Below are 22,734 nucleotides of genomic sequence, written 5' to 3'. Positions count from 1 at the left end.
GTAGTCCCAAATCGCCGCGCATCGAGCTGCGCCATCGGTCTGCATAGCTCACCATCTACACAGGCTTGGCCGCGAGGTCCTGGATGATGGTGTCGATCGCAATGCCCTCGTTGCGATAATATGTGCTTTTGGTAGGCGCGTTGGGCTCGGTGAGCCAGCCTCCGCTGTGATGCAGCGCAATCAGGTTCCAGTCGGTGTCGAAGACCGGCGAGCCCGACGAACCCGGCAGGGTGTCGGTGAGATACTGGACGCGGCCGCCGCCGACGAAGGCCACGACATTGGCGACGAACGAAATCTGCTTTTGCGCGCCGCCCGGATGCTGGATGATGTTGACATGGTCACCGGCCTTGACGGTCATGGGTTTCAATTCCAACTCGCCCCATTTGGAGGCGTCGCCCTTGATGCGGACGGCTGACCAATCATTGTCCTTGGAGGTACGAAGAGGCACGGCGGTGTCGATGTCGAACTGGTCGAGCGGCGCGTCGAGCCCGGTAACGGTGCGCTGATAGTTGAACTGGACCACCGTGCCCGCCAATGAAGCGTCGTCAGGCAAGACATGGTTGTTGGTGATCAGTATCCCGCCGGTGGTCATGAAGCCGGTGCCGGAGCTGCCATCCGCACGCTTGATGCGCACCACCGATCTTGCCCTGACAAGGCCGAGTTCGAGATAGCTGATCGGCACCAGCGTGCTCTTGTCGCCAAGGATTTTTTCGAGCTGGGCCGGCGCCGTCGCGCCGCTCCAATTGGCGGTCGCGGGGCCTTCGACCGGCGGCGGCGGGGCGTGCTGCTTTGCCTGCAGCAGTGCTTGGTCGCCGGGATTCTCATCGAGTGCAAAGGCGACGAGGTCATCGGCCCTGGTCTCCTGCTTTGCGCGCTGGACAATCGCAAACCAGTTGTTGATCGCCTTGTTGTCAAAGGCGATCTGGGCAGTCGAAAGACCGACACCTTTGGCAACACGCACGCCGTCGCCGATCATCGGGTAGAGGTTGGCAAGGATGCGGTTGAGACTGTTCAGTTCGGATTGCGTCCATTCGGTCATGGGATTCCCTCCGACCCTAAGCCTTCTTCTTCCGCTTGCGTGATCCCGCCCGCATTGCAATTTCGCCGCCACGAACCGTTTCGTACTGGTCGGCGTCGACAATCGATTTGTCGAAGGTGATGCCGGTCATTTCGGAGATTTCGGTTAGCGGGTACATGGCGCCGATGAATTCGTCGGAGACGGCAAACTCCAGCTCCGTGTCCGACAGATCCTGTTCGAGGACGAAGCCATAGCTGGCGAGCCCGTCTGTGACGCGCGCCACGATCACCTTCCAGAAGCGGCGCGGCACCGGCGCGCGAAGGCTGGTGCCTTTGGGACCCTTGCCGGCAAAGGTCCGGTCGTCTTCGGCGAGGACCGGCCCGGCGAAGACGCACAGCCGCTCGCTGGCCGCCTCCGACAGGACGTGGTTCTCAAGATCGCCCCAGTTCTTCTCGCCGCTGTCGGAGCGGTTGTAGCCTTCGACCTGAGGCGAGCAGTTGGTGACATGGAAGGAGCAGACATTGCCCCTGAGCAGAAGCTCGAACGTGCTGCCCCAGGCCACGTCATCGCGCCTGACGATATGGCCCTTGTCGAAGGCGCCCTGATCCTGGGTGTAGAAGACGTCGGGGATCTGGTACTTGTCGTCGAGCCGCAGATCCGGGAACCAGCGCTCGCTGAACAGGCCGCCGCGCGAATAGTTGCGGCCCTTTTCCGGCTCGCGCAGATTGCTCTCCTCGGTGACGTTGGAGGCGGTGAACAGCGCCAGCCGCCGCTTGGCGTGCATCTTGAGCGAAAAATTCTGGTAGTCGAGTTGCGTGCCGCCGGCCTTGAGCGGCGCCAGCACTGAGAGGTCGGTGGCCTCAGGCATCGGCACAACGACCGGCCCGAGTTTAGTGCCGCCAGAGAGAAATTTCTCGTCGTAGCCCTTATAGCCGGCATAGTCCGCGACCGTTTTGGGAACGAATGCGCCGCCTGGAGGGGTCGACTTGGCCGCTTCGAGCTCGACCGATTCCGTGACCGCTTCATGGGCAGGCGTTGCGCCGAGCGAGACGGTGATGCGCAACGGCACTTCGAAGGTGACGCTGCCGCCCGGCGAAACGACGACACCTCCGGATGGAGGCGTCTGAGTGGCGACGCCCGGGATCTGCTGGACGCCGCCGACTTCAACCAGGTTTACGCCCTCGGCCGGCGACCCGCTGTCCGCCTTGTTCCACCATGCGCCCCAATCGTTTGGGCCGCCGCTGGCGGCGCCGGCGAAATTGAGGCCGAGGTCGACGACACGCTGGTCCTTGGCGAGCGCGCCGGTGGGCACGGCGTAGTTGCGCTCGAGATAGCGGCCGGCGAAATGCAGCGCCACGACCTCGCCGGTGGCGAGGTTGATCATGGCGGTGCCGGAGTTGCCGCCAGTGGTCGAGCAATCATGTGTCGCCGCGCTGACGATCTTGCCGAAACTCTCCGTATCGAAGCCGCCCTGCAGCATGCCCGGTTGCAGGCGCTTGACCTGGAAACGATTGCGCATGAGCTCGTTCTGGACATCGACTGCGTTGCGATTGTCGAACGCGGGATAGCCGATGGCGACGACTTCCTGGCGCAGCATATCGCGCGCGTCGGCGACCGCGAGCGACAGCGGCGTGATGTTGTCGGGCAGGCCTTCGACTTCGAGGATCGCCATGTCCCAATAGGGATGGATCATCCGGACATTGCGGATCTTGAAGACGTTTCCCGCCGCCGAATCGCGCTTGAAGTCGATGCCGGCGGCGCGGCCGTTGATGAATTGCACATTGCGGTCGCCAAGGCCGTCCGCAAATATCTGCGCCGCATGACGGTTGGTCATCAGCAGGTTGCGGCCGACGACGAAGCCCGTGCCGCCGTAAGGGATATTGGTGTTCCACAACAGTTCGATACGCCCGATCGCCGGCAGGGCGGCTTCGATGCGCTGCTTCAATGCGGCCTCGCTGGTAAGCTTCGTCCACAGCGAATGGCCAGGTGTCGGAGCGCCGTCGATAGTCAGCGTCGTAAAGGTGCCATCCTTGATGTCATAAACCGGCCGCAACTCCGGGATGATTATGGCTTCCAGATCGGAAAGCTGCTCGGGCGCGACTTCGGCGCCCCGCGCGAGGCTCTCCATGCCAGCGCGCGCCGATTCAAACGCCGCCTCCGTCTTGCCGGCTTCCGCAGGCGCAAGGGATTCCAGAGCGCCGCCTGCCATCGTCTCCACGTTGCCGAGGACTGATTCAGTCCCCTCGCCCCCGGTGACGAGATCGAGATATTGACGGATTCGCTGCTCTCTGCTGACCGGCATAGTCGCCCTCAAAGGTTCTGTCGAAGAAAAGAAGTGTATTGCCCCATTTTAGACTGGTGCAATTCTGACTGGCAGGCAAGGAAACAAATCAACTCGCGTCGAAGATGACCGGAGTGCAACGTCGGCATGTCTCTTTGCCGCAGTCGCTCGCGCGATGTATGACGCTCGCATTATTTCAGCGATGCTGTATGTGATCTCCGTCACAGACGCTCACGCTGTTTGCGCCCACCTATCGCAACGGGTGGAAGGGCCATTGCGGCCGCTCGGTTTTACAGAAATTTTATCACCTATCCATTTTTATCAGTTGGCGCCTGCACGCGCGGCTCCTCTCGCCGCGCGTGCAGGCGGCTTTCCGCCCGGCACGAGCCAGGCACTGGGCGCGACCACTGCGCCAAGCCTTTACAAGGCGTAATCGCAAGGGATGAACGCCGGCCTTTGACGCGGTGCACTCTTGCCTTAGACTTCGGCCCTTAAACTTCGCCGATTGCGGCAATTGGGAATTTGGAACATGGCTTTTGGCGGCCCAAACGACAGAAACGATCTGCCGCGCCTGGCACGCATCGATCCAAAGCTGTTCGATATCCTGTTCAGCGGCTGCAAGGTCGAGCGCTACGCCGCCGGCCAGCATCTGTTCGTCCAGGAAGATGCCGCCGACCGGATCTACGGGGTGATGAGCGGCACGGTGGAAATCTCGATCTATTCGCCTGGCGGGCAGAAGCTGGTGGCCAATATCGAGCTGTCGCGCAGCCTCGTCGGCGAGATCGGCGCGCTTGACGGGCGGCCACGCACCGCCACCGCCATCTGCCTGACCGCTTGCGAGCTGGTTTCGCTCAGCAGGACACAACTCTTTGATCGCATTGAGAGAAATCCACCGCTGGCACGCGCGATGATCGAACTTCTGTGCGCCCGGCTGCGCTGGGTCAGCGGCGAACTCGGCGACCAGGCCTTCTTCGGCATCGAGGCGAGGCTCGCCAAACGCCTGGTCTTCCTGGCCAAGGTGATGGCCGACAGCGCCGGCTGGATCCCGATCTCGCAATCGGAACTCGGAGAGTTCCTCGGCGCCACGCGCGAGTCCGTCAACAAGACGCTCAACGACTGGCGCAACCGCTCGTTCATTGCCATCAAACGCGGCGGCCTGCGCATCACCGACACCGGGGCGCTGCGCCATATCGCCGAATCGCAGGACGACGACTGACGCCGATCCCGAATAGCCCCGGCTAAGACTCAGAGCCGCGAAATCAGGTAGCGCAGCGCCGAGCGGCTGGGCATGAAGAAGTATCCACCACCCTTGGTGGTGACGAATTGCGGCATGTCACGGAGCGTCGTGACCTTTTCCCATGACGGAATGGTGAACCTGCCATCACCGCTGCGCGAACCAATCGTCGGGTCCTTTTCAGCGACGAGGCCCTGGAACGTGGCCGACGAAACCCAGGTCTGCTGAATGAATTCGTACTGGCGCTCTATGTCGGCGTTGAGGCACATGAACAGCAGCCCTTTTTCGACCTTGCCATTCTTGCCGTCCTGCTTCTCATAGGTACGGCCGACCCGCAGGATACGATGGCGCTTGCCGATATTGATCTGCGTATCGCGGTCCTCACCCAGCGAGTCGCGTGGGTTGGAACGGCGAATGTGGGCACCAAGCGGGCAGCGATGGCCTTGCGGATCCTCGGCGCCAGCGGCGAAGTTGTTGTCGATGACGCGTCCCGGATGATCGGGGTTGCGCACCAGCGAGCTACCGTTCTGCCAGCGGCCGAGCATCTTGGCGGCAATCCAGTCTTGCGTGATGGCTTGGTTGCCGAGTTGGCTCGCGACCAAGGCTGCAGCCTTTTTGCAGTAGTTGTTGAAGACGTCGACGTGCTGCTCGAACTGGCGAATAACCAGGAATGAACCGTTGCGCCCGAAATCGCGCGGCGGTGGCGGCAGGCCCGGAATCAGCCGGCTACGGCGCACCTGCGAAAGGATTCCAGTCCGATCGCGTGATGCGCTTACCGAGGGCGAGGCTGGATAGAACCCATGCTCATCACGATAGCCGAACAGGAACTCGCCGGGCGCGACCAGATGCATGGGCGCGGCGCCCCTGCTGGCGCGGGTCGTGCCCCGGACAATCGGCTGCGAAATCCCGTCCGCGAAACCGAAATGCTCGTAGGCTGGCCCACGTTCCGACCGATCGTCACGCTTTGCCCCGTCGGACGATTTCGTCTTCGTGTCGGTCGGACCCCGGTTTACGGCGAGCGGCAGTTCGGCGACGACCTTCATGCCTGCACCGGTCGTCTTTCGTCTCACGGTGGCAATCTCGGTCTTCAACCGTCCCGGGTCTTCAGCATAGCAGACGATGACCAGGTCCACAGGGTTCTCCAGCGACCCCCACTCCCATTCGTCCGGGCCGTCGCGGCCTCGGTCGTCCAGTATGCGCCTACGCTCGGGGTTGCCCATGCCATGGCGAAAGGCGATCGGAAATGTTTCCAGTGGATCGCCCTCCACACCCTCGTCGAGCCCAAACTGCCGCAGGCCACCGGGACCAAAGGCGACTATCATAGCGCGCCCGGCGGGCCTGCCTTCGCCGAAACTCGTCTGCTCGACAACGAAATCGAGCCAGGCTCTGCGCTTGGGCGCCGGCAACTTGTCCGGCACCCGGATCGCAAGCATATGCGAATAAGCGAGCGGGCCGAGCGGGCCGAAGAAGATGGACTGGATCTCGCCGGTTTCCAGCTGCTGTTCGAGAGGCGCCGGAAAGGCAGAGCTGATATTGGCCAGCAGCGAAGTGGTCTTTTGAACGGTGGTTGTTTCGCTCGCCGGGCGCCGTAGCGAACCGAACAAGCTCAGCCAGTCGCGCGCCTCGTTGCCGACGGCGGAAGCAATGCCGCGCCTGACCCGGGAATTGATCCGGATGCGCTCTGTGTTGATTTGGGGATAGGCGGAGTACCAGAACAGGGTCGGCACCTGCTGGCGCCGCGCCCAGCGCTTGAAACGATCGCCGTCGCGCGCGCCGTCCAGGAACAGCCATCGTGTGCGTGGATAGCCCACGGTGTTGCTCCACACGCCGGTCAGGCCAGCGGACGCCTTGGCGATGAAGTCCTCAAGATAGCTTTCCCAGCTGCCGCCGTAGTTGGAGAAGAACATCAATCGGTTGGAGCCGGGCAGCAGTATCCAGCGGGCGAAATGGATGGTGTTGATGGTGTTGAGGAAGCCTGGCTTGAATACCTTCTGGGCAGCTATCGAGATCAGGTAGAAAGAAAACCTGAGCGCCAGCCGCCGCAGAATGCCGGCCTTCATCGTCGAAATCGCAGTCAGATGGTTTTGTGCCGCGTGGCCCTCCTTGACGAGTATCGCGTTCAATTCAGATATGCCGATCGATGTGCTTTCCGGCCGATCCCTGTCCTCGCGGCGTCGCAGCGCCAGCAAGCACGAAAACGCCAGCAGCGCCGCTGCCACCGACACTCCAAGTCCCGACAACAGAAGTGAGGTGATTGCTACGGCTATGGCGGTGAAGGAGATTTCCTGGGAACTGATGTCGATAGATCTGCCGAACACCACACTGTAGGTCATGTACCAGCAAGCAGCCCAGATGATCGCCACCGTGACGAAGACCGGTGGTACCAGCAACGTCGTCATCAGGGCACGGCCCCAATGACCCGGCGGCTTTTCCAGCAGGCTCTCGGCCGGCTCGAACGCCCAGGCAAACGTCCCTAATGACTGGACATGCTGGCGAACTTCAGCGAGCACGGCAGGAGCGTTGCCGGCGCCTTTGCGTGGCCGCTCGACGATGTCGCGCACGGCTTCGAAAAGCTGCTGCTCGGCCTTGATACGCTGGACCGAGTGCCCCGGCGTGCCCGAAAACACCAGTCCGGCATTGCTGCCGAAGGACGGCGATATGTCGACATTGTGCTTGCGCAGGAAATCGTTCAATGCGCCGCCATCGCGCAGATCGCAGACATCCTTGAAGATCGGCCGCAGCCGGTGCCCGATGGCGTGCGTGACCGCATCGATGACATCGTCGATGCTGCCGTCACCGGAAATCTCGAGAACCAGAGCTCCTTTTTCCTGACCGGAATCAGCGCCGATCTCGCCGGTGCCGACCACGGTCAGGCTGGTGAAGTGGACGGTGCCGGCAATGTCGAGCGCGGTGCGGATATCTTCGACGGCCGGGTTGCCGAGGCTGGCAACCTTGTCGCGGACAGCATCCAGCGACGCGGATCGGGTGACCGGGCAGACCACCGTCACCATGGACTGCGTTACGGTGCGGCAGAGTTCTGCCCGTTCGAAATCGACCTTGAGGGTTTCGGGATAGGCGCCGATGCGGGTCATCCGCCCGGCCTTGCCGGGCATGCGGCGCACGCCCTGCTTCTGGAACAGGGCGCGCAGGCTTTCGCCGATCTGGATCCTGGCGATCTCGGCGCCGATGCACTGATGAATGCCGTGGCCGAACACCATGTAGTCGCGATGCGGGCGCGATGTGTCGAACTGGTCCGGGTTCTGCACGGCGTCCGCATCGAACATCGCCGACAGCGTCGCCGGCATCACCACCGTGCCGGCTTTCACCAGGCGCTCGCGGCGCGTGCCCTTGCCGATGATCGCGTCGCGGGCCGTGTAGCGCCAGGGGCCGACCCAGATCGGCTTGAAGCGCATGGCTTCAAGGACGGCCCTGTCGAGCTTGGCGGTATCGTTTTCGGCCAATGCGGCATCGATAGCCTGCCGTGCGTCGGGCCGCGACAGGATCACGTCGAGGCAATTGCCGGCGGCCAGCACATTGGTCGGGACGAAGCCGGCGATCATGCCCAGCATGATCGAATTGAGGTCATCCCGCGACAGGCGGCCCTGATCCATCTGGACAACCAGCCTCGCCAGCGGTTGCTCGGCCTTCAAGCCCCGGTCCCTAGCCGACTGGATGGAGCGATCAATGACTTTGAGAAGACGGTCGCCCGCCACCACTGCGAGTTCGCGCATGACGGGGCTCGCCGTCGGGTCCGAAAAGAACAGCGCACTCAGCGCGATCGCCCAGTCGGCGAATTCGGATTCATCGTCCATCTCGACGCCGAAATAATCGCGGCAGATGTGCACCGGGACGATCTTCATCAACCTGGAGATCGCATCGAAGCCGGGGCTGGCGCGCGTCATGATCTCTTGCGAATGACGCGCCGCGATCGGCCTGACGGCGGCTTCGACCTCGGCCGGCGGGAATGCACTCAGCACCGACGATTTCATGCGCCGGTAGTCGGCGCCGTCCTGCATGCCGAGGATGAAGTTCGATCCGCGGGCAAGCTCGGTCATTTCCGGGCCGTATGGGGTCTGGAATTCGTCGCCGCGCTCCAATATGTCGCGGACATCGGCGTTCTTGGTGACCACCAGAACACCGAAGAGCTTGCCGGTCGGGCGGATACGCCGCAACAGGGAAAGCGCCCAGCGGGGGTCTTCGGCCAGAGACCCGACGATGCGCGCAATCAGCCCTGTCTTGCGGATCCGGCCGAGATCGAACGGCGGCATTTCCGACAGCGGGCGCTGGTTTTTCTGGGCCACGCGAATAGCGTCGAAATACTTCAGTTCGGTCATGCGCGTTCAAGCCCCCCGGCTATCCACGTTATTGCGATGCCGGCCGTTCAACGCCTAGGTTTGCATCGGTTGCACGTATGTGAATCTTTTCACAGTTGGTCCATGTTCCAGCCTGCATTGACGCCATGTTCATTTGGCCAGTCGGAAATTGGCGACGAGGATCTCGTTCGCGGCCTTGTCGGTGAACGGTATCCAGCGCACACGCTGTTCTGAAAAATCGGGATGCCGGGTGGTGAAAATGGTCATCTCGCGCCGCGCCTGTTCCGGCCGGCCGCTTCGCATCAGCGCGCCGATCTTCAGGAACCTGGAATAGAAATAGCCGGGAGACAGGTTGAGCGAGCGGTCAGCGGCAGCGATCGCCGCCGGCCAGTTCTCGACCAAACAATAGGCCGCCGTCAGTTCCCCCAGATTGTGGAAGCGGTAGAGGTCGAACGGGCTCAATCGCTCGGTATCGAGAAAGAACGGTATCGCGGTCGCGGCATTGCCGAGCAGCAGCTGGGCGCTGCCCATGGCCGAGCGCGCGAAGGCAAAGCTCGGATTGATGTGGATCGCTTCCTCGAGATGGTCGACGGCCGACCGCGGTTCGCCGCGCATGATGTCGACGGCGCCGAGATGGGCGTGCGGGCGCGCATCCAGGCTGTCCACCAGCAACGCCTTGCGGGCAAACTGCTCGACCTTGTTCAAATCGTCGCTGTCGCCGAAACGCAGCCATGCCCGCCAGAAATACCACCACGCCAGTTCGTTGAGCACGGCGCTCGAATTGGCGTCTTCGCGGTAGGCCTTCTGGAAGAACTCGAGTGCGGTTTCGGTGTCGCCGCGGGTGCGCCGGTTCATGTGCCAGCGGCCCCGTCGCACCAGTTGCCAGGTCTCCAGGCTTTCCCAGGGAACCTGGAAGGTGCGTGCCTGTTCCGCCCGGTCGACCTCCTTGTCGAGGATCGAAACGATCTCAGCGCCGATCTGGTCGCGCAGGTTGAAGATGTCGACCAGATCGCGATCGAAGCGCTGCGACCACACCAGCCGCCCGTTGGATGCGTCGGCCAGCGAGGTGTTGAGGCGGATCTGGCCACCATTGCGCATCAGCGTGCCGCTGACGATGTAGCGCGCGCCGAGCGCGTTGCCGATCACCCGGGTGCCCAGCGTGTCGTCGCGGAACTGGAAGCTGGAGCCCTTGGCGATGACCGAGAGCCATCTGGTGTTGGATAGACCATAGATGATGTCCTCGGCGATGCCGTCGGCCATGTAGCCGATGTCATGCTCGCCGCCATCGGCGTGGAAGGGCAGGACGGCGATCGCCGGCGGCCCCTTGGACGACAGCTTCTGCTGCGCATTGGCCTGGGGAATGGCCGCGAACGACGCCGCCGGCGAGGATCCGTTGCCGCTGCGGCCGGCGATCAGAACGCGCACCGGCAAGGCGATGTTCTTCAGCATGAATTCGCCGAGATCGGTGAATTCGGCCGCCGTCTTGTCCTTCACATGGTGCCAGGTCGTCTCCGAAACGGCGAGACCGTCGCCCGGCGCGAATTCCTGGATTCTCGCGGCGATGTTGACGTCGTCGCCGTAGAGGCGGCCACCACGCACGATGACGTCGCCGGTGTTGATGCCGGCCCGAAACGGCATGCGCATGTCGTCGGCAACCTCGGCGTTGAGGGCGACGATGCGGCCCTGGAAATCAAAGGCCGCGCGCAACGCCTCGATCGGATTGCCGAACTCGGCCATGATGCTGTCGCCGGCGTCGCCGAACGTGCGGCCGCCAAATGTGCCACAGCTGTCGGCGATGATGTCGCGCCGTTCCTCGAATGCCGCGACAGCAGACTCGTCGTCGATGCCCATCAGCCGGGAGAACCCGACGGCATCGATAGAAATGATTGTCGCCAGCTGACGGGTGTAGTTCCGTACAGCCATGTTCGAGCCCCCGCTCCCTTTCTGGTTCTGGTCCAGCACAGGCGACGACCCGTTCCTGAAACACTTCGCCGCGCGCTGAGAGATGAAGATTCCGGCGGGGTTGGCGCGCCATGCCACCCCGCCAGGACCAGAAGTCTAGCAGGGTCTTGGGCAAAGCTCTACCACCATCGGGTTGTCCAGCGCGGGCCGTGGCAGCACTCATGGTTGGCCGGCGGTTGGCGCAAATATTGGCGTGCCGTCGCTCTGAGCGCGGCGATCTAGGGCTTCACGGAAGCTGCGCGACGTCACATCTCGGAACAAACTGTGCTGCCTGCGAGTTTCCGGTGCGGTTCATACCAACGTGAAATGAGGGTAATCATGCGAAATCTTGTTCTGGCGACCGGTGTCGTCGTTCTTCTGGCCGGCTCGACGGCCTTTGCCGCGGATGACAGCCCACTGCCGCCGACGAATGCCCAGAAACTGTCGGCAATCATCGCCAAGGTCGAGCAGCGCGACGGCTTTCGCTATGTTAAGGAGGTCGACTGGGACAAGGACGGGTACACCGTCACCTATTACACCGCCGACAAGGCGAAAGTCGAAATCACCTTCGATCCCGTGACCGCCGAACCGAAATAGCGCCGATACCGCACCGCTTCGGCAATTCCGTCCGCCACGTTTTTTGCCTACGATGGTGGCAGTTGTCGGACAACGGGGCGACCATGCTTTCTTCCAATCGAATTGCCAACTCGCTTGCGCTTGTCGTCGCACTGGCTGGCGCGGCGGTCTGCCTTGGTCCAGCGCGTGCCGACGGGCCGTCCTTCGATTGCCGCAAAGCCAGCCTGCCGGTGGAAAAGGCGATCTGTGCCGACCCGCAACTGTCGGCAATTGATGCCTTGGTGGCCGAGGCCTTTACGGGTTTCGAGCCAGCCTTTGGCGGCGACAAGCGCAAGATCGCCCGTGCGCTCATCGCCGACAGGAACGCCTGTGGGCAGGATGCCGCCTGCATCGTCAGCGCCCAGAACAACGCGCTGCAGACCTACGGCAATGCGCCGTCCTGGGTGCAGGACTACAACATCGCCCTGATCGGCAAGAAGGCGCTCGACACCGCGGCCCGCCATCCGGGCAGCCCCGACCAGCCCCTGCCCTCGTCGATCGGCCAATGCGCCTTGACCCACATCACCGCGCTGACGACGCGGCTCGGCGACGACCCGCTGGAAACGGCCGGCCCTGAAGCCGGCAGCCTGGCGCGGTTCAGCAATGGCGGCGCCGGGGTTTCCTACGAGCGGGAGCCTGGCCTTGCCAGTTCGAAAGCCGGCGATCCTGTCGTCATGTGCCTGATATCGATCCCGAGGGATTGTCCGCAGGGCGACGAGCGCGGGCGGGTCTATTACGGCGTCGACCTCACGATAAAAGGCACATGGGTTTTGCCGGATTCACAACATCTATGCGGCGGCGCCTGAAGATTTGCCGCAAAGCACTGCTGGATGCACTCTTGCGCCGATCCGCCTTTGATGGCTGAGTGCGCGTAACAGTTGCAGGGCACGGGGGTGCATGGCCATGGTTAAGCATGTTTTGAAGCGCATCCTGATGATGCTTGCCGGCTATTTCGTTTCGGTGCTGATCGGATTGTTCGCGGTCGTGGCGATATATTGCGCACTCGCCGTATTGCCCAACGCGCCGGACTATTTCGGCGCCATGCAATTTTCGCCCATTGTCGTGCTGCTGTGGCCGCCGCTCGGCATGGTCGTCTATTTCCTGACGATCGTGCTGACCGGCCTGCAGACGCTGATCTTCGCGCTGCTCGCCGAATTCTTTGCCCTGCGCAATTTCCTGGTGCACATGCTGTTTGGCGCCGCTGCCGCTGCAGCCGGCTTCTTCCTGGTCTGGCCGGCCGCGGAAGAGGATGCCGGACGCTGGGCCGATATCGGCATCATCGCCGCCGCCGGCCTCGTAGCCGGCCTGGTCTATTGGCTGATCGCGGGCCGCGACGCCGGCTTCCGGCGTCCGCTCATCCAGCGCTGATCGCAGGAAACGGGCGACCGTCTATCGGCCAAAAATCTAATAAAACCAGAGAGACAAAGTGAGTTCCTCGTTTCGTTGAACGAGGAACTCCGCTGGTTCAGCTCGTCGGCGAACGCACCGCTTCGGTCGCGTCCAGCGCCTGCATCAGCCGCGTGTCGCGGTCGTACACGTCGTTGAAATATTCGACTTTGCCGGACAGGTCCGGCCAGGCAGTGAAGTAGGAGACATAGACGGGAATCGTGCGTGTCACGTCTTCGCTGGCATGGCCGTGCTTGAGCTTTTCGGCGATGTCGTCGACCGAGACGCCGAGCACCGCCGCCGCCATCCCACGTGGATCCTGAAGGCGAATACAGCCATGGCTGAGCGCCCGCATATCGCGCTGGAAGAAGGATTTTTGCGGCGTGTCGTGCATGTAGATGGCGTGCTTGTTGGGGAACAGGATCTTCAGTTCGCCCAGCGCATTGGCTTCGCTCGGCTGCTGGCGCACGCTGTAGGGAATGTTGGCGCCGTAGGCGCCCCAATTGACCGAGGAAGAGGGAACCCGCCTGCCGCGCGAATCGGTCACCTCGTAGCCGGCACGGTCGAGATAGCCCGGATCGCTACGCAGCCTTGGCAGCATCTCGTTGACGATGATCGACTGCGGCACGCCCCAATAGGGATGGAAATCGACCTGCTTGATCTCCTTGAAGAAGAAGGCGGTCTGGTTGGTGGTCCGGCCTATGACGACGCGGGTCTTCAGCTTCTCCTCGCCATTGTCGATATAGCTGGCGGTGAAGGCAGGCTGGTTGATGAAGACCCGCGGGCTACCAAGATCGGACGGCAGCCAGCGCAACTCTTCCAGCGCAACCTGCACCTTCTGCAGCCTGTCTGCCTTGGATGCGCCGGCGAGCGAGGCGACGGTGCGCGGGCCGATGACCCCATCGCCCTTCATGCCGGCCTTCACCTGCACGGCCTTGATGATCGGAACCAGTTCGGGAACATAGACATCGCTGGTGCCGAGACGAGACAGGATCTCGCCATAGGCGCCGCCCATCTCGTCGTCGAGATTGCGCGCGATCAGCGTCAGCAGCTTCGGCAGTTCGGCGCTGGTCTCGCCGGGCTTCAGCAACAGCTTGGGATCGACGACGATTTCGTTTTCGGCGCTCGCCTGCAGCGATTCAAGTTCGACGCGCAGCGCCTGATATTCCGCGTTCTGCGGGTGCCGCGATTCGAGGTAGGTGCGCACTTCCTGGGTGTGGGCCAGCGTCTTGAGCGCGCCTTCCATGTCGACCGGCTTCGGCGGAAATTCATAGTAGCCGGTGATGCGATTGGGATCGACGCGCCCGCTCTGGGCGTCACGGGCATAGCGCAGTACGCGCGCCGACAGCGCCATCTCGAAGCGGACGAGTTCCTTCAGATGGGCGTCGGCATCGACTGCCGATGCGTTGGCTGCCGGCACCTCGACCGTGTAGTCGGCCGACGTGAGACCATAGCTTGCGGCTTCGCCAAGCACCCGCACCGCATCCTGGGCGCGGGCATTGGGATTGCCCTCGTTCACCCAGATGAAATCAGGATTGGCAGAGTAATAGGCAATCAGTGCCTTGGCGATATCGGGCTCGGCATAGAGTTCATAGTCACTGAGGCCTGCAACGGCTTCGCGGAAGGCAGTGCTGGTCGCCGACGGCACAAAGGCGGCGTCTTCAGCTGTTGCCACCTGGGGAGGTGCTGCCACCAACGCGGCAAAGTCGACGCGCACCAGCCGGTCGGCCTTGTAGGTGTAGTAGGACGGGCTGCTGATCCTGGTGCCGCCGCCGCCCGATACGGCGGGCTTCGGCTTGCGCTTTGGCGGCGGCGGGAATTCGCCTTGCGGCCTGTGCTTGACGCCACCGCCGAACAGCATGTCGAACAGGCCTTGCGCGCTTGCCTGCGGCACACCGAAGGCCAGTGCTGCCGCCACTGCAAGCGGCATCACGGTGGCTTTATTTCCGAGGAATTTCATTAATCACCCGCTCCGGCTGCAAGCCGGCTCCCGTTCCGCGCCGCTAGACGATCTTGCCAACCGCATGGCGGATGTAAGGCGCTACTATACCGATTCATACCGATTTCGTTAAGCTTCCATAAATTTCCGCAGGCCTGTTGCAGAACGGTTTCACAACATCGTGACGTCTGGAGCGGCGTTGCCGCTCCAGACCGGTCAAAGCGGCTGCTGCTTCAGGCGTTGGCGCCACCGTCGATGGTGAGCGCGGCGCCGGTGACGAAGCGCCCTTCCGGACCGGCGAGCCAGGCAACCATGCCGGCGATCTCGTCAGCCTTGCCGAAGCGGGGCGTCGCCATCTTCCGCCGCTGGTGTTCGGCATGCGGGCCTTGGGCCGGGTTCATGTCGGTGTCGGTCGAACCGGGATGAACGACGTTGGCGGTGATGCCGCGCGGACCGAGGTCTCGCGCCAGCGCCTTGGTCAGGCCGACCAGCGCAGCCTTGCTGGTCGAATAGGCGCTGAGGCTGGTGTCGGTGACGCGCTCGGCCAGATTGCTGCCGATCGAAATGATGCGGCCGCCCTCGCCCATGTGAGCCGCTGCCGCCTTCGAGGCCACGAACGGCGCTCTCAGATTGACCTCAATGGTCTCGTCAAAGTCGGCCAGCGACATCTGTTCGATGGGCGCCGCGCGCCAGATGCCGGCGCTGTTGACCAGGATGTCGAGCCGGCCGAAGGCATTCACCGCCTCGGTGACCGAATTTTCGATGGCGGCAGCGTCGCGATTGTCGGCTTGGATGGCGATCGCGCGACCACCTGCCGCTATAATCTCGGCGACGACAGCTTGGGCCGGCGCCGCACTGTTGACATAGGTGATGGCGACGTCGGCGCCATCGGCCGCGAGCCGCTTGGCAATCGCAGCACCAATGCCGCGGCTGCCGCCGGTGACGAGTGCTGCCTTGCCGTTCAATCCGTTCGTTGACATGTCATGCTCCTTTATATAACGATCGATACATAAATCTGGCAACCTTGCCTCGCGACGTCAAGTGAATTATGTATCGGTCAACACAGAAAAGATCATCATGCCGGAAAGAGGCCGTCCCCGCACCTTCGATCGAACCGCCGCCTTGCGGCAGGCGATGGAGCTGTTCTGGGCCAAAGGCTATGAGGGCACCTCGATCGCCGACCTGACCGCGGCGATGGGGATCAGCTCGCCCAGCCTCTATGCCGCCTTCGGCAGCAAGGAGGCGCTGTTTCTGGAAGCGACCGAGTATTACACCCGCAACGAAGGCACCGAGATCTGGAGCGCGCTGGACGAAGCGCCGACGGCATGCCAGGCGATCGAGAATTTCCTGCGCCAGACGGCAAAAGCGTACTCTCAGGACGACCGCCCGCAGGGCTGTCTCATCGCGCTGGGCGCACTGCACCAGGATTCAAGCAGCGGCGCGATCTGCGATGATTTGCGCCGCCGCCGCGCCGAAAACCACACCCTCTTGCTGAGACGGCTGGAACGCGGTGTGGCGGAAGGCGAATTGCCGGCGGGCTTCGACAGCAACGCGGCGGCGACCTTCTATGCGACGGTCCAGCACGGCATGTCGATCCAGGCCCGCGACGGCGCCTCGTGCGAAGCGCTGATGGCCACAGTGGCCGGAGCGATGGCGGCGTGGCAGGGGCTGGTCGGAACAGCGTGACAAAGCGCGGAGCTTGTGCTGGAAATCCAGTCGGCGGCGAATGCGCCGGGAGGGATCATCCGTGAAAAAAGGGTATCGCGAGTTGCTCGACGAGGCCAATGCCGAGATCGAGGTGGTCTCGCCCGAGGAAGCGGCCGGGCTGCTCGACGACGAGGACACCATCTTCGTCGACCTGCGCGATCCACGCGAGATCGAGCGGGACGGCCAGATCCCCGGCGCCAAACATGTCACTCGCGGCATGCTGGAATTCTGGATCGATCCCGAAAGCCCTTACCACAAGCCGTTCTTTGCCTCGGGCAAAAGCTTCGTCTTCTTTTGCGCCGGCGGCTGGCGCTCGGCGCTGGCCGCCAAGACGGCGCAGGATATGGGGCTGTCGCCGGTCAAGCACATCCTTGGCGGCTATACCGCCTGGAAGGCGGCCGGATTGCCCGTCGAGCCGGGCGGCAAGAAGAACGGTTAGCTCACCGCTCCGGCGTTGTCGGAGTCGACAATACACCCATTGGAATCAATGCAGTATCGGCTCGCGCTCGTTTTTGACAAAAGTCACAGCGCGTTCGACAACACCTTTGTCGGCGAGAATGCGACGGTGGCCGAGCCCATCGGCCCAGTGCAGCCGCACATGGCTGCCGGCGCCGGCATAACGTGTGGCATGATCGGCGGGGACTTCGCGGTCGTCCGGCGCGTGGATGACCAGCGTCGGCACCGGCGCCTCAGCCAACTGGCGGTCGCCGGTGAATTCATGCAGCGGCCGGCCCGACAGCCTTTTCACCTGATCGGCCATGGAAACCTGCGAACGCGGACCGACATTGAGCATGCGGCTGAAGTCGGCGAAGATCGCCGGCAGGGAACTTGGCGCGGCGACCAGCACCAGCCGCTCGGCCGCCACTGGGTGGATACCCTTGATCGAACCGGCAATGGCATTGGCGGCGACGGCGCCACCGAAGGAATGGCCGACGATCGCCTTGAACGGACCGAACCATTCGCCGGCGACCCTGACCGCCTCGACCGCATTGACCATATTGAGATGACGGCCCAGCGACTGGCCATGGCCCGGCAGGTCGAGCGAGGCGACCCGGTAGCCCGCATCGCGAAAGCCTTCGATCAGCGCCCGCATATATTCCGTGCGCGAACGCCAGCCATGGACCACCAGCACCGTGCCGGCGGACGCCCTGCCCGGCTCGGCCCGGAATTCGTGCACCATGACGCAGCCGGCCTTGGTCGTCAGCCGATGATGGCGCGCCTCGGCCATGAAGCCGGCGGCGCGGTCGACCGCACGCCGCTCGCCGTCGCTGAGCGCCTTGACGCTGGGCGTGCGGCAGAACAGTTCGAAGGCGGCGCGCCCGCTCAGGCGGGGCGCCACATGCTCGGCGGCGCGGAACACGCCCCGGATGACCTTCAGTCCAAATGATGCCATAGTGGCGATCCATCCATTCCGTTCAAGCATGAACATAATAGTTCAAACATGAACATTAAACAAGAGCTGCCCTGGGACAACCCGCGCTTTCGCAACTGGGTCGCGGTGGCGCGCGCCTGCCATGTGCTGGAGCGTACGCTGGCGGTAAAGCTGGCGCCGCTGGATCTCAAGCCGGCGCAGCTCGACGTGCTGATGAACCTCTATCGCCATCCCGGCATGTCGCAGCACGATCTCGCCCGCAAACTGCTGGTCGGCCGCTCCAACATCACCATGCTGTTGCCGCAGCTCGAGGCGCGCGGCCTGCTGCGCCGCGAAGGCGATGAGAAGGACAAGCGCGTGCTGCGGCTGACGCTTACCGAGGCCGGCACGGAGCTCCTGATGAAAGCGCTGAAGGTGCATATGGCGCTGATCGAAAAGGCGATGAGCCAGTCGACAGCGGAACAGTGCGACATGATCGGCGAACAGATGCGCAAGATCTATGACGTGCTGAAGGATACCTGAGCCGTTCGATCCACGCGCCTCCCACCTCACCACATCGTCTTCTTCGCCCGCTCCGGCCATTCCTTGTCGTAAGTACCGGCATCGATATTCTTGCGGCTGGTGACTTCCAGGATTGTTCCGGGTGTCGGCAGCGATTTCGGGTCGACGTGCTTTGCCGGGTTCCACAGCTCCGAGCGAACGATGGCGCGGGCGCACTGGAAATAGACCGAATCGACATCGACCACGGTGACCGAGCGCGCCGGCTTGCCTTCGACGGCGAAGGAGGCGCAAAGCGCGGCGTCGGTGGTGATGCGGGCGCGGCCGTTGACGCGCAGCGTCGTGCCCGAACCCGGCACAAGAAACAGCAGCCCGACGCGAGGATCGCGGATGATGTTCTTAAGCGAATCGGCGCGGTTGTTGCCGCGCCTGTCCGGCATCATCAGCGTTTTCGGGTCATGCATGCGCACAAAGCCGGCGAGATCGCCGCGCGGCGAACAGTCCAGCCCTTCCGGCCCGCTCGTCGCCAGGGCGACAAAAGGCGAGGCTTCGATGAAGGCGGCATATTCGGGAATGACGTGGTCGAGTTCCTTGACCGTCGACGCTTCGCCGGGCAGGCCGTAGAGGGCTTCGAGCTGTTCGACCGTGGTGATGTCAGACATTTTCCCGTCTCCGAACCGTTGCCAGCGTTACCCCCAGTCAATGACGTTTTGCCGACAGTGCCGAACTAGCGGTCGCGGCTCAGTCCCTTCTCCTGGAGCTCGGCGAGATAGGCATTCCAGCGCGCGTCCTTTTCGTGGCCAAGCGTGTGCAGGTAATTCCAGGTGAAGATGCCGGTGTCGTGGAAATCGTCGAAGGTGATGCGCACGGCGTAGTTGCCGACCGGCTCGATCTTCAGGATAGCAACGTTACGCTTGCCGGGAACCGTCACCCGCTGGTCCGGCGAATGGCCCTGCACCTCGGCCGAGGGTGAAGCGACGCGCAGCAGTTCGGCCGGCAGTTCGAACGGCCGATGATCGGGAAAGGTGACGGACAGCAGTTTTCTGTCCTTCGAGACCCTGAGTTCCTTCGGCGCCGTCATTGTTCTGCATCCCGCATCAATCCGCCCTTCCCTACGCTGCTTCGCGCGAGCGGAAAAGGCCATTTGGACCCGGCCGACATCGGATGTCGGCCAGGGAATGTCACCAAAGATCGAGAGCGGCTATCTTGAATGGCGGGTTGGATCGTATCACATAGCCGTATATAACGGCACCACTCGCAGCATTGGAAACGCTTGAACGCATGGACATGATCGATCCCTTCGGTCGCACGATCAGCTACTTGCGCGTGTCGGTCACCGACCGCTGCGATTTCCGCTGCACCTATTGCATGGCCGAGGACATGGCGTTCCTGCCCAAGAAGGACCTGCTGTCACTCGAGGAACTCGACCGGCTCTGCACCGTCTTCATCGAAAAGGGCGTGCGCAAACTGCGCCTCACCGGCGGCGAGCCGCTGGTGCGCAAGAACATCATGCATCTGGTGCGCCAGCTGTCGCGGCACCTGAAGAGCGGCGCGCTGGAAGAGTTGACGCTGACCACCAATGGCTCGCAGCTGTCGCGCTTTGCCGCCGAGCTTGCCGATTGCGGTGTCGAGCGCATCAATGTCTCGCTGGATACGCTCGATGCCGACAAGTTCCACGCCATCACCCGCTGGGGCCATCTCGGCAAGGTCATGCAAGGCATCGATGCCGCGCAGGCGGCGGGGCTGAAGGTGAAGCTCAACGCCGTTGCGCTGAAGGACTTCAACGACGTCGAGCTGCCGGAGATGATGCGCTGGGCGCATGGCCGCGGCATGGACTTGACCGTCATCGAAACCATGCCGATGGGCGAGATCGACGCCGACCGGACCGACCAGTATCTGCCGCTATCGCTGCTGCGCGCTTCGCTCGAGCGCCAGTTCACGCTGAGCGACATCCCCTACAAGACCGGCGGTCCGGCCCGCTACGTCCATGTCGCAGAGACCGGCGGCAGGCTGGGCTTCATCACGCCGATGACGCATAATTTCTGCGAAAGCTGCAACCGCGTGCGGCTGACCTGCACCGGCACGCTCTATATGTGCCTGGGTCAGGAGGATGCCGCCGACCTGCGCGCGCCGTTGCGTGCCTCAGAAGGCAACGAGCTGGTCGCTGCTGCCATCGACGAAGCGATCGGCCGCAAGCCGAAAGGCCATGATTTCATCATCGACCGCCGCACCAGCCGCCCGTCGGTGTCGAGACATATGAGCGTCACCGGCGGCTGATTTTCTCCGCGATTGGTGCAGAATGCTTCCGTTGGAAGCGAGGGGGATTTCCATGCAGCGTGTTTGCCAAACCGGGCTGTCAGCGCTGGTCGTGGCCCTATCATTGGCGACCACAGTGGCGCTCGCAAAGCCGTTCACCTACATCAATGCGCGCTATGGCACGGTGTGCACGTTCCCGAGCCAGATTTTCAGCAAGCCGATGGCTGAGTCCCTCAATGGCGACGGTCGAAAATGGCTTAGCCCCGATGGTGCGAGCTTGTCCTGTTACGGCGGATACAAGCTGACGGAAGATACGCCCGACAGTCTGGTTGAAAAGGAAAAAGCCGACCCTGACTCTGGGGAAAAGGTCACTTACAGCAAAACCGGTAAGAACTGGGCAGTGGTCTCAGGCACCAAAGGCGACAAGATCTTCTATACCCGAATCGTCTTCGAAAAAGAGGATGCAATCCATACAGTCTGGATCGAATATCCCGCCTCGCTCAAGGCCAAGTACGACCCACTGGTCGGCGCTATCGGCGACAGCCTGCATGGGGCTGAGCAACACTGGGAATAAATCGCTCTCGACGCTGCAAACCCGATTTACCGCCATCGCGTTCCGCCCTAAATTTCGGCCTATAGCGGCTCGTCGCTCGGTTTGGGGGAATACGACATGCGCACATTCTTACTTTCTCTTGCAATGCTTGGGTTTGCCGTCGCGCCGGCAGCAGCACAGTCCATCGGTGGCAGCTACACCGTTGCGGGCACCAATTTCGACGGCTCGAAATATGGCGGCGAAGCCACCATCACACTGACCAGCGAGACCACCTGCACCATCCATTGGGAGACGGGCGGATCATCGTCGGACGGCATCTGCATGCGCAACGACGATGCCTTCTCCGCCGGCTATGTCATGGGCAAGGAAATCGGTCTCGTCGTCTATAAGGTAGAAGATGACGGCTCGCTGCACGGCCTGTGGACCATCGCCGGCAAGAACGGCAGCGGCACCGAGGTGCTGACCCCGAAATGAGCCTGCTGGTCATCCGGCCAGCCCTCTTAGCGATTTTGTGGGCCACGGGTGAAAATCCGTGGCCTATTTCTTTGACGTTGCTGTCTTGCCGCCGGCTGCTACAGGCTTGGGCGGTTCACCGTTTCGCCGAAACGTCGAACCGCTTTATTCTTTGTTTTCACGCAATTCCGGACGGAAAACCGTTTCACACTTTTCTGGAATTGCTCTTGCAAACCGGTAACGCCCTTGCCTCTTTCCCCAAACATTCGCGGCGCGCTGTGCATGATGGTGGCCATGATCGGCTTCACCCTCAACGACGCCATCACCAAGTTCTCGTCGGAATCGATGAACATGGCGCAGGTGATGCTGGTGCGCGGCGCCTTTGCGTCGCTGCTCGTCGGCCTGCTCGCCTGGCAGCAAGGCGCGCTCGCGCGACCGAGGTCGATGCTGCAGCCGCTGGTGACGCTTCGCGTGGTCGCCGAGGCCGGCGCCACCGTCGCCTTCCTTGTGGCATTAGCGCATCTGCCGATCGCCAATGTCTCGGCGGTGCTGCAGGCGCTGCCGCTGGCGGTGACGATGGGGGCGGCACTCGTATTCAGCGAAGCGGTCGGCTGGCGGCGCTGGCTGGCGATCGCGGTCGGCTTTGGCGGCGTGCTGATCATCGTGCGGCCAGGCTTCGAAGGCTTCAGCATCTATTCGCTGTACGCACTCGTCAGCGTCGCCTGTTGCGCAGTACGTGACCTCGCCACCAAGCGCATCCCGAGGGCTATCCCGACCTTGCTGGTGTCGACGGCAACGGCAATCGCCATGACCATCGTTGGCGCCGTGCTGCTGTCGCCGATGGGCGGCTGGACGCCGATGTCCGGCAAAGGCTCGGCACTTTTGGCATTGGCGGCGGTGCTGGTGCTGATCGGCTACCAGTTCATCATCATGGCAATGCGGGCCGGCGACATCTCCTTCATTGCGCCATTCCGCTACACCGCCCTCTTTTGGTCGATGCTGCTTGGCCTCATCATCTTCGGCGATGTTCCCGACCTGCCGATGATCGTTGGCTCCGCCATCATCATCGGCTCCGGCCTCTACGCGCTCTATCGCGAACGGGTCGTCGGCCGGCAGAAGCCGGCGGCCGAAAGCGCTGGACCCGACATGGCGCCGGACGGCATATAGG

Annotated in this window: 21 protein-coding genes; 11 read left to right on the top strand and 10 right to left on the bottom strand. The window is 62.7% G+C overall.

Going from position 1 to position 22,734, the window contains the following annotated elements; all coding sequences use genetic code 11:
• Positions 1-55: 55 nt before the first annotated feature.
• Together X756_RS146695 and X756_RS1000000166765 are read right to left on the bottom strand one after the other, a co-directional pair.
• Complete coding sequence (locus tag X756_RS146695; RefSeq protein ID WP_023730574.1) at positions 56-1,039, bottom strand: trypsin-like peptidase domain-containing protein; 984 nt, start codon at positions 1,037-1,039, stop codon at positions 56-58.
• 16 nt (positions 1,040-1,055) lie between these two features.
• Positions 1,056-3,320, bottom strand: coding sequence for a DNA/RNA non-specific endonuclease (locus X756_RS1000000166765; RefSeq protein WP_050589284.1), 2,265 nt, complete (start codon positions 3,318-3,320; stop codon positions 1,056-1,058).
• Between the two features lie 508 nt (positions 3,321-3,828).
• Here X756_RS1000000166765 and X756_RS146700 point away from each other — a divergent pair.
• Positions 3,829-4,515, top strand: a complete 687-nt coding sequence (locus X756_RS146700; RefSeq protein WP_023668987.1) for a Crp/Fnr family transcriptional regulator — start codon at positions 3,829-3,831, stop codon at positions 4,513-4,515.
• Between the two features lie 29 nt (positions 4,516-4,544).
• On the opposite strand, the gene X756_RS146705 is transcribed toward X756_RS146700, so the two are convergent.
• Complete coding sequence (locus X756_RS146705; RefSeq protein WP_023730572.1) at positions 4,545-8,867, bottom strand: cytochrome P450; 4,323 nt, start codon at positions 8,865-8,867, stop codon at positions 4,545-4,547.
• Between the two features lie 129 nt (positions 8,868-8,996).
• Positions 8,997-10,769, bottom strand: coding sequence for an adenylate/guanylate cyclase domain-containing protein (locus X756_RS146710; protein WP_023730571.1), 1,773 nt, complete (start codon positions 10,767-10,769; stop codon positions 8,997-8,999).
• Positions 10,770-11,126: 357 nt separating this feature from the next.
• Between X756_RS146710 and X756_RS146715 the strand changes: the two genes are divergently transcribed.
• From X756_RS146715 to X756_RS146725, 3 genes are all read left to right on the top strand, one after another.
• Entirely contained in the window at positions 11,127-11,384 is a 258-nt protein-coding gene (locus X756_RS146715) for a PepSY domain-containing protein (protein ID WP_023668990.1), read from the top strand.
• An 83-nt stretch (positions 11,385-11,467) separates the two neighbouring features.
• Positions 11,468-12,208 carry a lysozyme inhibitor LprI family protein gene (locus X756_RS146720; protein WP_023730570.1) on the top strand — a complete coding sequence of 247 codons (741 nt, stop codon included), beginning with the start codon at positions 11,468-11,470 and terminating at the stop codon, positions 12,206-12,208.
• A 91-nt stretch (positions 12,209-12,299) separates the two neighbouring features.
• A complete protein-coding gene (locus X756_RS146725) occupies positions 12,300-12,770 on the top strand; it encodes a hypothetical protein (protein WP_023668992.1) in 471 nt (156 codons plus the stop codon).
• 97 nt (positions 12,771-12,867) lie between these two features.
• Here the strand turns inward: X756_RS146725 and X756_RS146730 are convergent, their stop codons facing one another.
• The gene (locus X756_RS146730) at positions 12,868-14,748 is read right to left on the bottom strand and encodes a murein L,D-transpeptidase (RefSeq protein WP_023696140.1); all 1,881 of its coding nucleotides are present in this window, start codon (positions 14,746-14,748) and stop codon (positions 12,868-12,870) included.
• Positions 14,749-14,960: 212 nt separating this feature from the next.
• Entirely contained in the window at positions 14,961-15,707 is a 747-nt protein-coding gene (locus X756_RS146735; protein ID WP_023730569.1) for a 3-oxoacyl-ACP reductase family protein, read from the bottom strand.
• Positions 15,708-15,804: 97 nt separating this feature from the next.
• On the opposite strand from X756_RS146735, the gene X756_RS146740 reads away from it, so the two are divergent.
• Both X756_RS146740 and X756_RS146745 read left to right on the top strand, forming a co-directional pair.
• Positions 15,805-16,413 carry a TetR/AcrR family transcriptional regulator gene (locus X756_RS146740; RefSeq protein WP_023710494.1) on the top strand — a complete coding sequence of 203 codons (609 nt, stop codon included), beginning with the start codon at positions 15,805-15,807 and terminating at the stop codon, positions 16,411-16,413.
• Between the two features lie 61 nt (positions 16,414-16,474).
• The gene (locus X756_RS146745; RefSeq protein WP_023730568.1) at positions 16,475-16,873 is read left to right on the top strand and encodes a rhodanese-like domain-containing protein; all 399 of its coding nucleotides are present in this window, start codon (positions 16,475-16,477) and stop codon (positions 16,871-16,873) included.
• A 45-nt stretch (positions 16,874-16,918) separates the two neighbouring features.
• Here X756_RS146745 and X756_RS146750 read toward each other — a convergent pair whose 3' ends face one another.
• Positions 16,919-17,827: an alpha/beta fold hydrolase gene (locus X756_RS146750; protein WP_023730567.1), complete on the bottom strand. Its 909-nt coding sequence runs from the start codon at positions 17,825-17,827 to the stop codon at positions 16,919-16,921.
• A gap of 48 nt (positions 17,828-17,875) precedes the next feature.
• Here X756_RS146750 and X756_RS146755 point away from each other — a divergent pair, with 48 nt between their 5' ends.
• The gene (locus X756_RS146755) at positions 17,876-18,328 is read left to right on the top strand and encodes a MarR family transcriptional regulator (RefSeq protein WP_023682500.1); all 453 of its coding nucleotides are present in this window, start codon (positions 17,876-17,878) and stop codon (positions 18,326-18,328) included.
• Between the two features lie 26 nt (positions 18,329-18,354).
• Here the strand turns inward: X756_RS146755 and X756_RS146760 are convergent, their stop codons facing one another.
• Both X756_RS146760 and X756_RS146765 read right to left on the bottom strand, forming a co-directional pair.
• On the bottom strand, positions 18,355-18,966 hold the full coding sequence (locus X756_RS146760) for a pyridoxamine 5'-phosphate oxidase family protein (RefSeq protein WP_023696145.1): 612 nt from the start codon (positions 18,964-18,966) through the stop codon (positions 18,355-18,357).
• A 65-nt stretch (positions 18,967-19,031) separates the two neighbouring features.
• Positions 19,032-19,385 carry a DUF971 domain-containing protein gene (locus X756_RS146765; protein WP_023668999.1) on the bottom strand — a complete coding sequence of 118 codons (354 nt, stop codon included), beginning with the start codon at positions 19,383-19,385 and terminating at the stop codon, positions 19,032-19,034.
• Positions 19,386-19,585: 200 nt separating this feature from the next.
• Here X756_RS146765 and moaA point away from each other — a divergent pair, with 200 nt between their 5' ends.
• The 3 genes from moaA (at position 19,586) to X756_RS146780 (ending at position 21,587) form a co-directional block, all read left to right on the top strand.
• On the top strand, positions 19,586-20,581 hold the full coding sequence (gene moaA, locus X756_RS146770) for a GTP 3',8-cyclase MoaA (RefSeq protein ID WP_031193366.1): 996 nt from the start codon (positions 19,586-19,588) through the stop codon (positions 20,579-20,581).
• 52 nt (positions 20,582-20,633) lie between these two features.
• Positions 20,634-21,134 (top strand): hypothetical protein, encoded by a 501-nt coding sequence (locus X756_RS146775; RefSeq protein WP_023696147.1) that lies wholly within the window; start codon positions 20,634-20,636, stop codon positions 21,132-21,134.
• A gap of 96 nt (positions 21,135-21,230) precedes the next feature.
• Positions 21,231-21,587 carry a hypothetical protein gene (locus tag X756_RS146780; RefSeq protein WP_023696148.1) on the top strand — a complete coding sequence of 119 codons (357 nt, stop codon included), beginning with the start codon at positions 21,231-21,233 and terminating at the stop codon, positions 21,585-21,587.
• 98 nt (positions 21,588-21,685) lie between these two features.
• On the opposite strand, the gene X756_RS1000000169435 is transcribed toward X756_RS146780, so the two are convergent.
• Positions 21,686-21,862: a hypothetical protein gene (locus tag X756_RS1000000169435; RefSeq protein WP_198020043.1), complete on the bottom strand. Its 177-nt coding sequence runs from the start codon at positions 21,860-21,862 to the stop codon at positions 21,686-21,688.
• Between X756_RS1000000169435 and X756_RS146785 the strand changes: the two genes are divergently transcribed.
• On the top strand, positions 21,813-22,733 hold the full coding sequence (locus X756_RS146785) for a DMT family transporter (protein ID WP_023730566.1): 921 nt from the start codon (positions 21,813-21,815) through the stop codon (positions 22,731-22,733). The two genes, X756_RS1000000169435 and X756_RS146785, sit on opposite strands and share 50 nt — an antisense overlap.
• Position 22,734 lies beyond the last annotated feature (1 nt).

This window comes from Mesorhizobium sp. LNJC405B00 (genome assembly GCF_000502615.1).
Taxonomy (GTDB): Bacteria; Pseudomonadota; Alphaproteobacteria; order Rhizobiales; family Rhizobiaceae; genus Mesorhizobium.
This window is presented reverse-complemented; position numbering and strand designations above follow the sequence as displayed.

Excerpts from the sequence above, each read along its gene's own strand:
- X756_RS146755 (WP_023682500.1), top strand. The coding sequence starts at position 17,876 with ATGAACATTAAACAAGAGCTGCCCTGGGACAACCCGCGCTTTCGCAAC.
- X756_RS146730 (WP_023696140.1), bottom strand. The coding sequence starts at position 14,748 with ATGAAATTCCTCGGAAATAAAGCCACCGTGATGCCGCTTGCAGTGGCG.
- X756_RS1000000166765 (WP_050589284.1), bottom strand. The coding sequence starts at position 3,320 with ATGCCGGTCAGCAGAGAGCAGCGAATCCGTCAATATCTCGATCTCGTC.
- X756_RS146695 (WP_023730574.1), bottom strand. The coding sequence starts at position 1,039 with ATGACCGAATGGACGCAATCCGAACTGAACAGTCTCAACCGCATCCTT.
- X756_RS146775 (WP_023696147.1), top strand. The coding sequence starts at position 20,634 with ATGCAGCGTGTTTGCCAAACCGGGCTGTCAGCGCTGGTCGTGGCCCTA.
- X756_RS146780 (WP_023696148.1), top strand. The coding sequence starts at position 21,231 with ATGCGCACATTCTTACTTTCTCTTGCAATGCTTGGGTTTGCCGTCGCG.
- X756_RS146765 (WP_023668999.1), bottom strand. The coding sequence starts at position 19,385 with ATGACGGCGCCGAAGGAACTCAGGGTCTCGAAGGACAGAAAACTGCTG.
- X756_RS146725 (WP_023668992.1), top strand. The coding sequence starts at position 12,300 with ATGGCCATGGTTAAGCATGTTTTGAAGCGCATCCTGATGATGCTTGCC.
- X756_RS146700 (WP_023668987.1), top strand. The coding sequence starts at position 3,829 with ATGGCTTTTGGCGGCCCAAACGACAGAAACGATCTGCCGCGCCTGGCA.
- X756_RS146710 (WP_023730571.1), bottom strand. The coding sequence starts at position 10,769 with ATGGCTGTACGGAACTACACCCGTCAGCTGGCGACAATCATTTCTATC.
- X756_RS146705 (WP_023730572.1), bottom strand. The coding sequence starts at position 8,867 with ATGACCGAACTGAAGTATTTCGACGCTATTCGCGTGGCCCAGAAAAAC.
- X756_RS146750 (WP_023730567.1), bottom strand. The coding sequence starts at position 17,827 with ATGGCATCATTTGGACTGAAGGTCATCCGGGGCGTGTTCCGCGCCGCC.
- X756_RS146735 (WP_023730569.1), bottom strand. The coding sequence starts at position 15,707 with ATGTCAACGAACGGATTGAACGGCAAGGCAGCACTCGTCACCGGCGGC.
- X756_RS146715 (WP_023668990.1), top strand. The coding sequence starts at position 11,127 with ATGCGAAATCTTGTTCTGGCGACCGGTGTCGTCGTTCTTCTGGCCGGC.
- moaA (WP_031193366.1), top strand. The coding sequence starts at position 19,586 with ATGGACATGATCGATCCCTTCGGTCGCACGATCAGCTACTTGCGCGTG.
- X756_RS146720 (WP_023730570.1), top strand. The coding sequence starts at position 11,468 with ATGCTTTCTTCCAATCGAATTGCCAACTCGCTTGCGCTTGTCGTCGCA.
- X756_RS146760 (WP_023696145.1), bottom strand. The coding sequence starts at position 18,966 with ATGTCTGACATCACCACGGTCGAACAGCTCGAAGCCCTCTACGGCCTG.
- X756_RS146740 (WP_023710494.1), top strand. The coding sequence starts at position 15,805 with ATGCCGGAAAGAGGCCGTCCCCGCACCTTCGATCGAACCGCCGCCTTG.
- X756_RS1000000169435 (WP_198020043.1), bottom strand. The coding sequence starts at position 21,862 with ATGGCCACCATCATGCACAGCGCGCCGCGAATGTTTGGGGAAAGAGGC.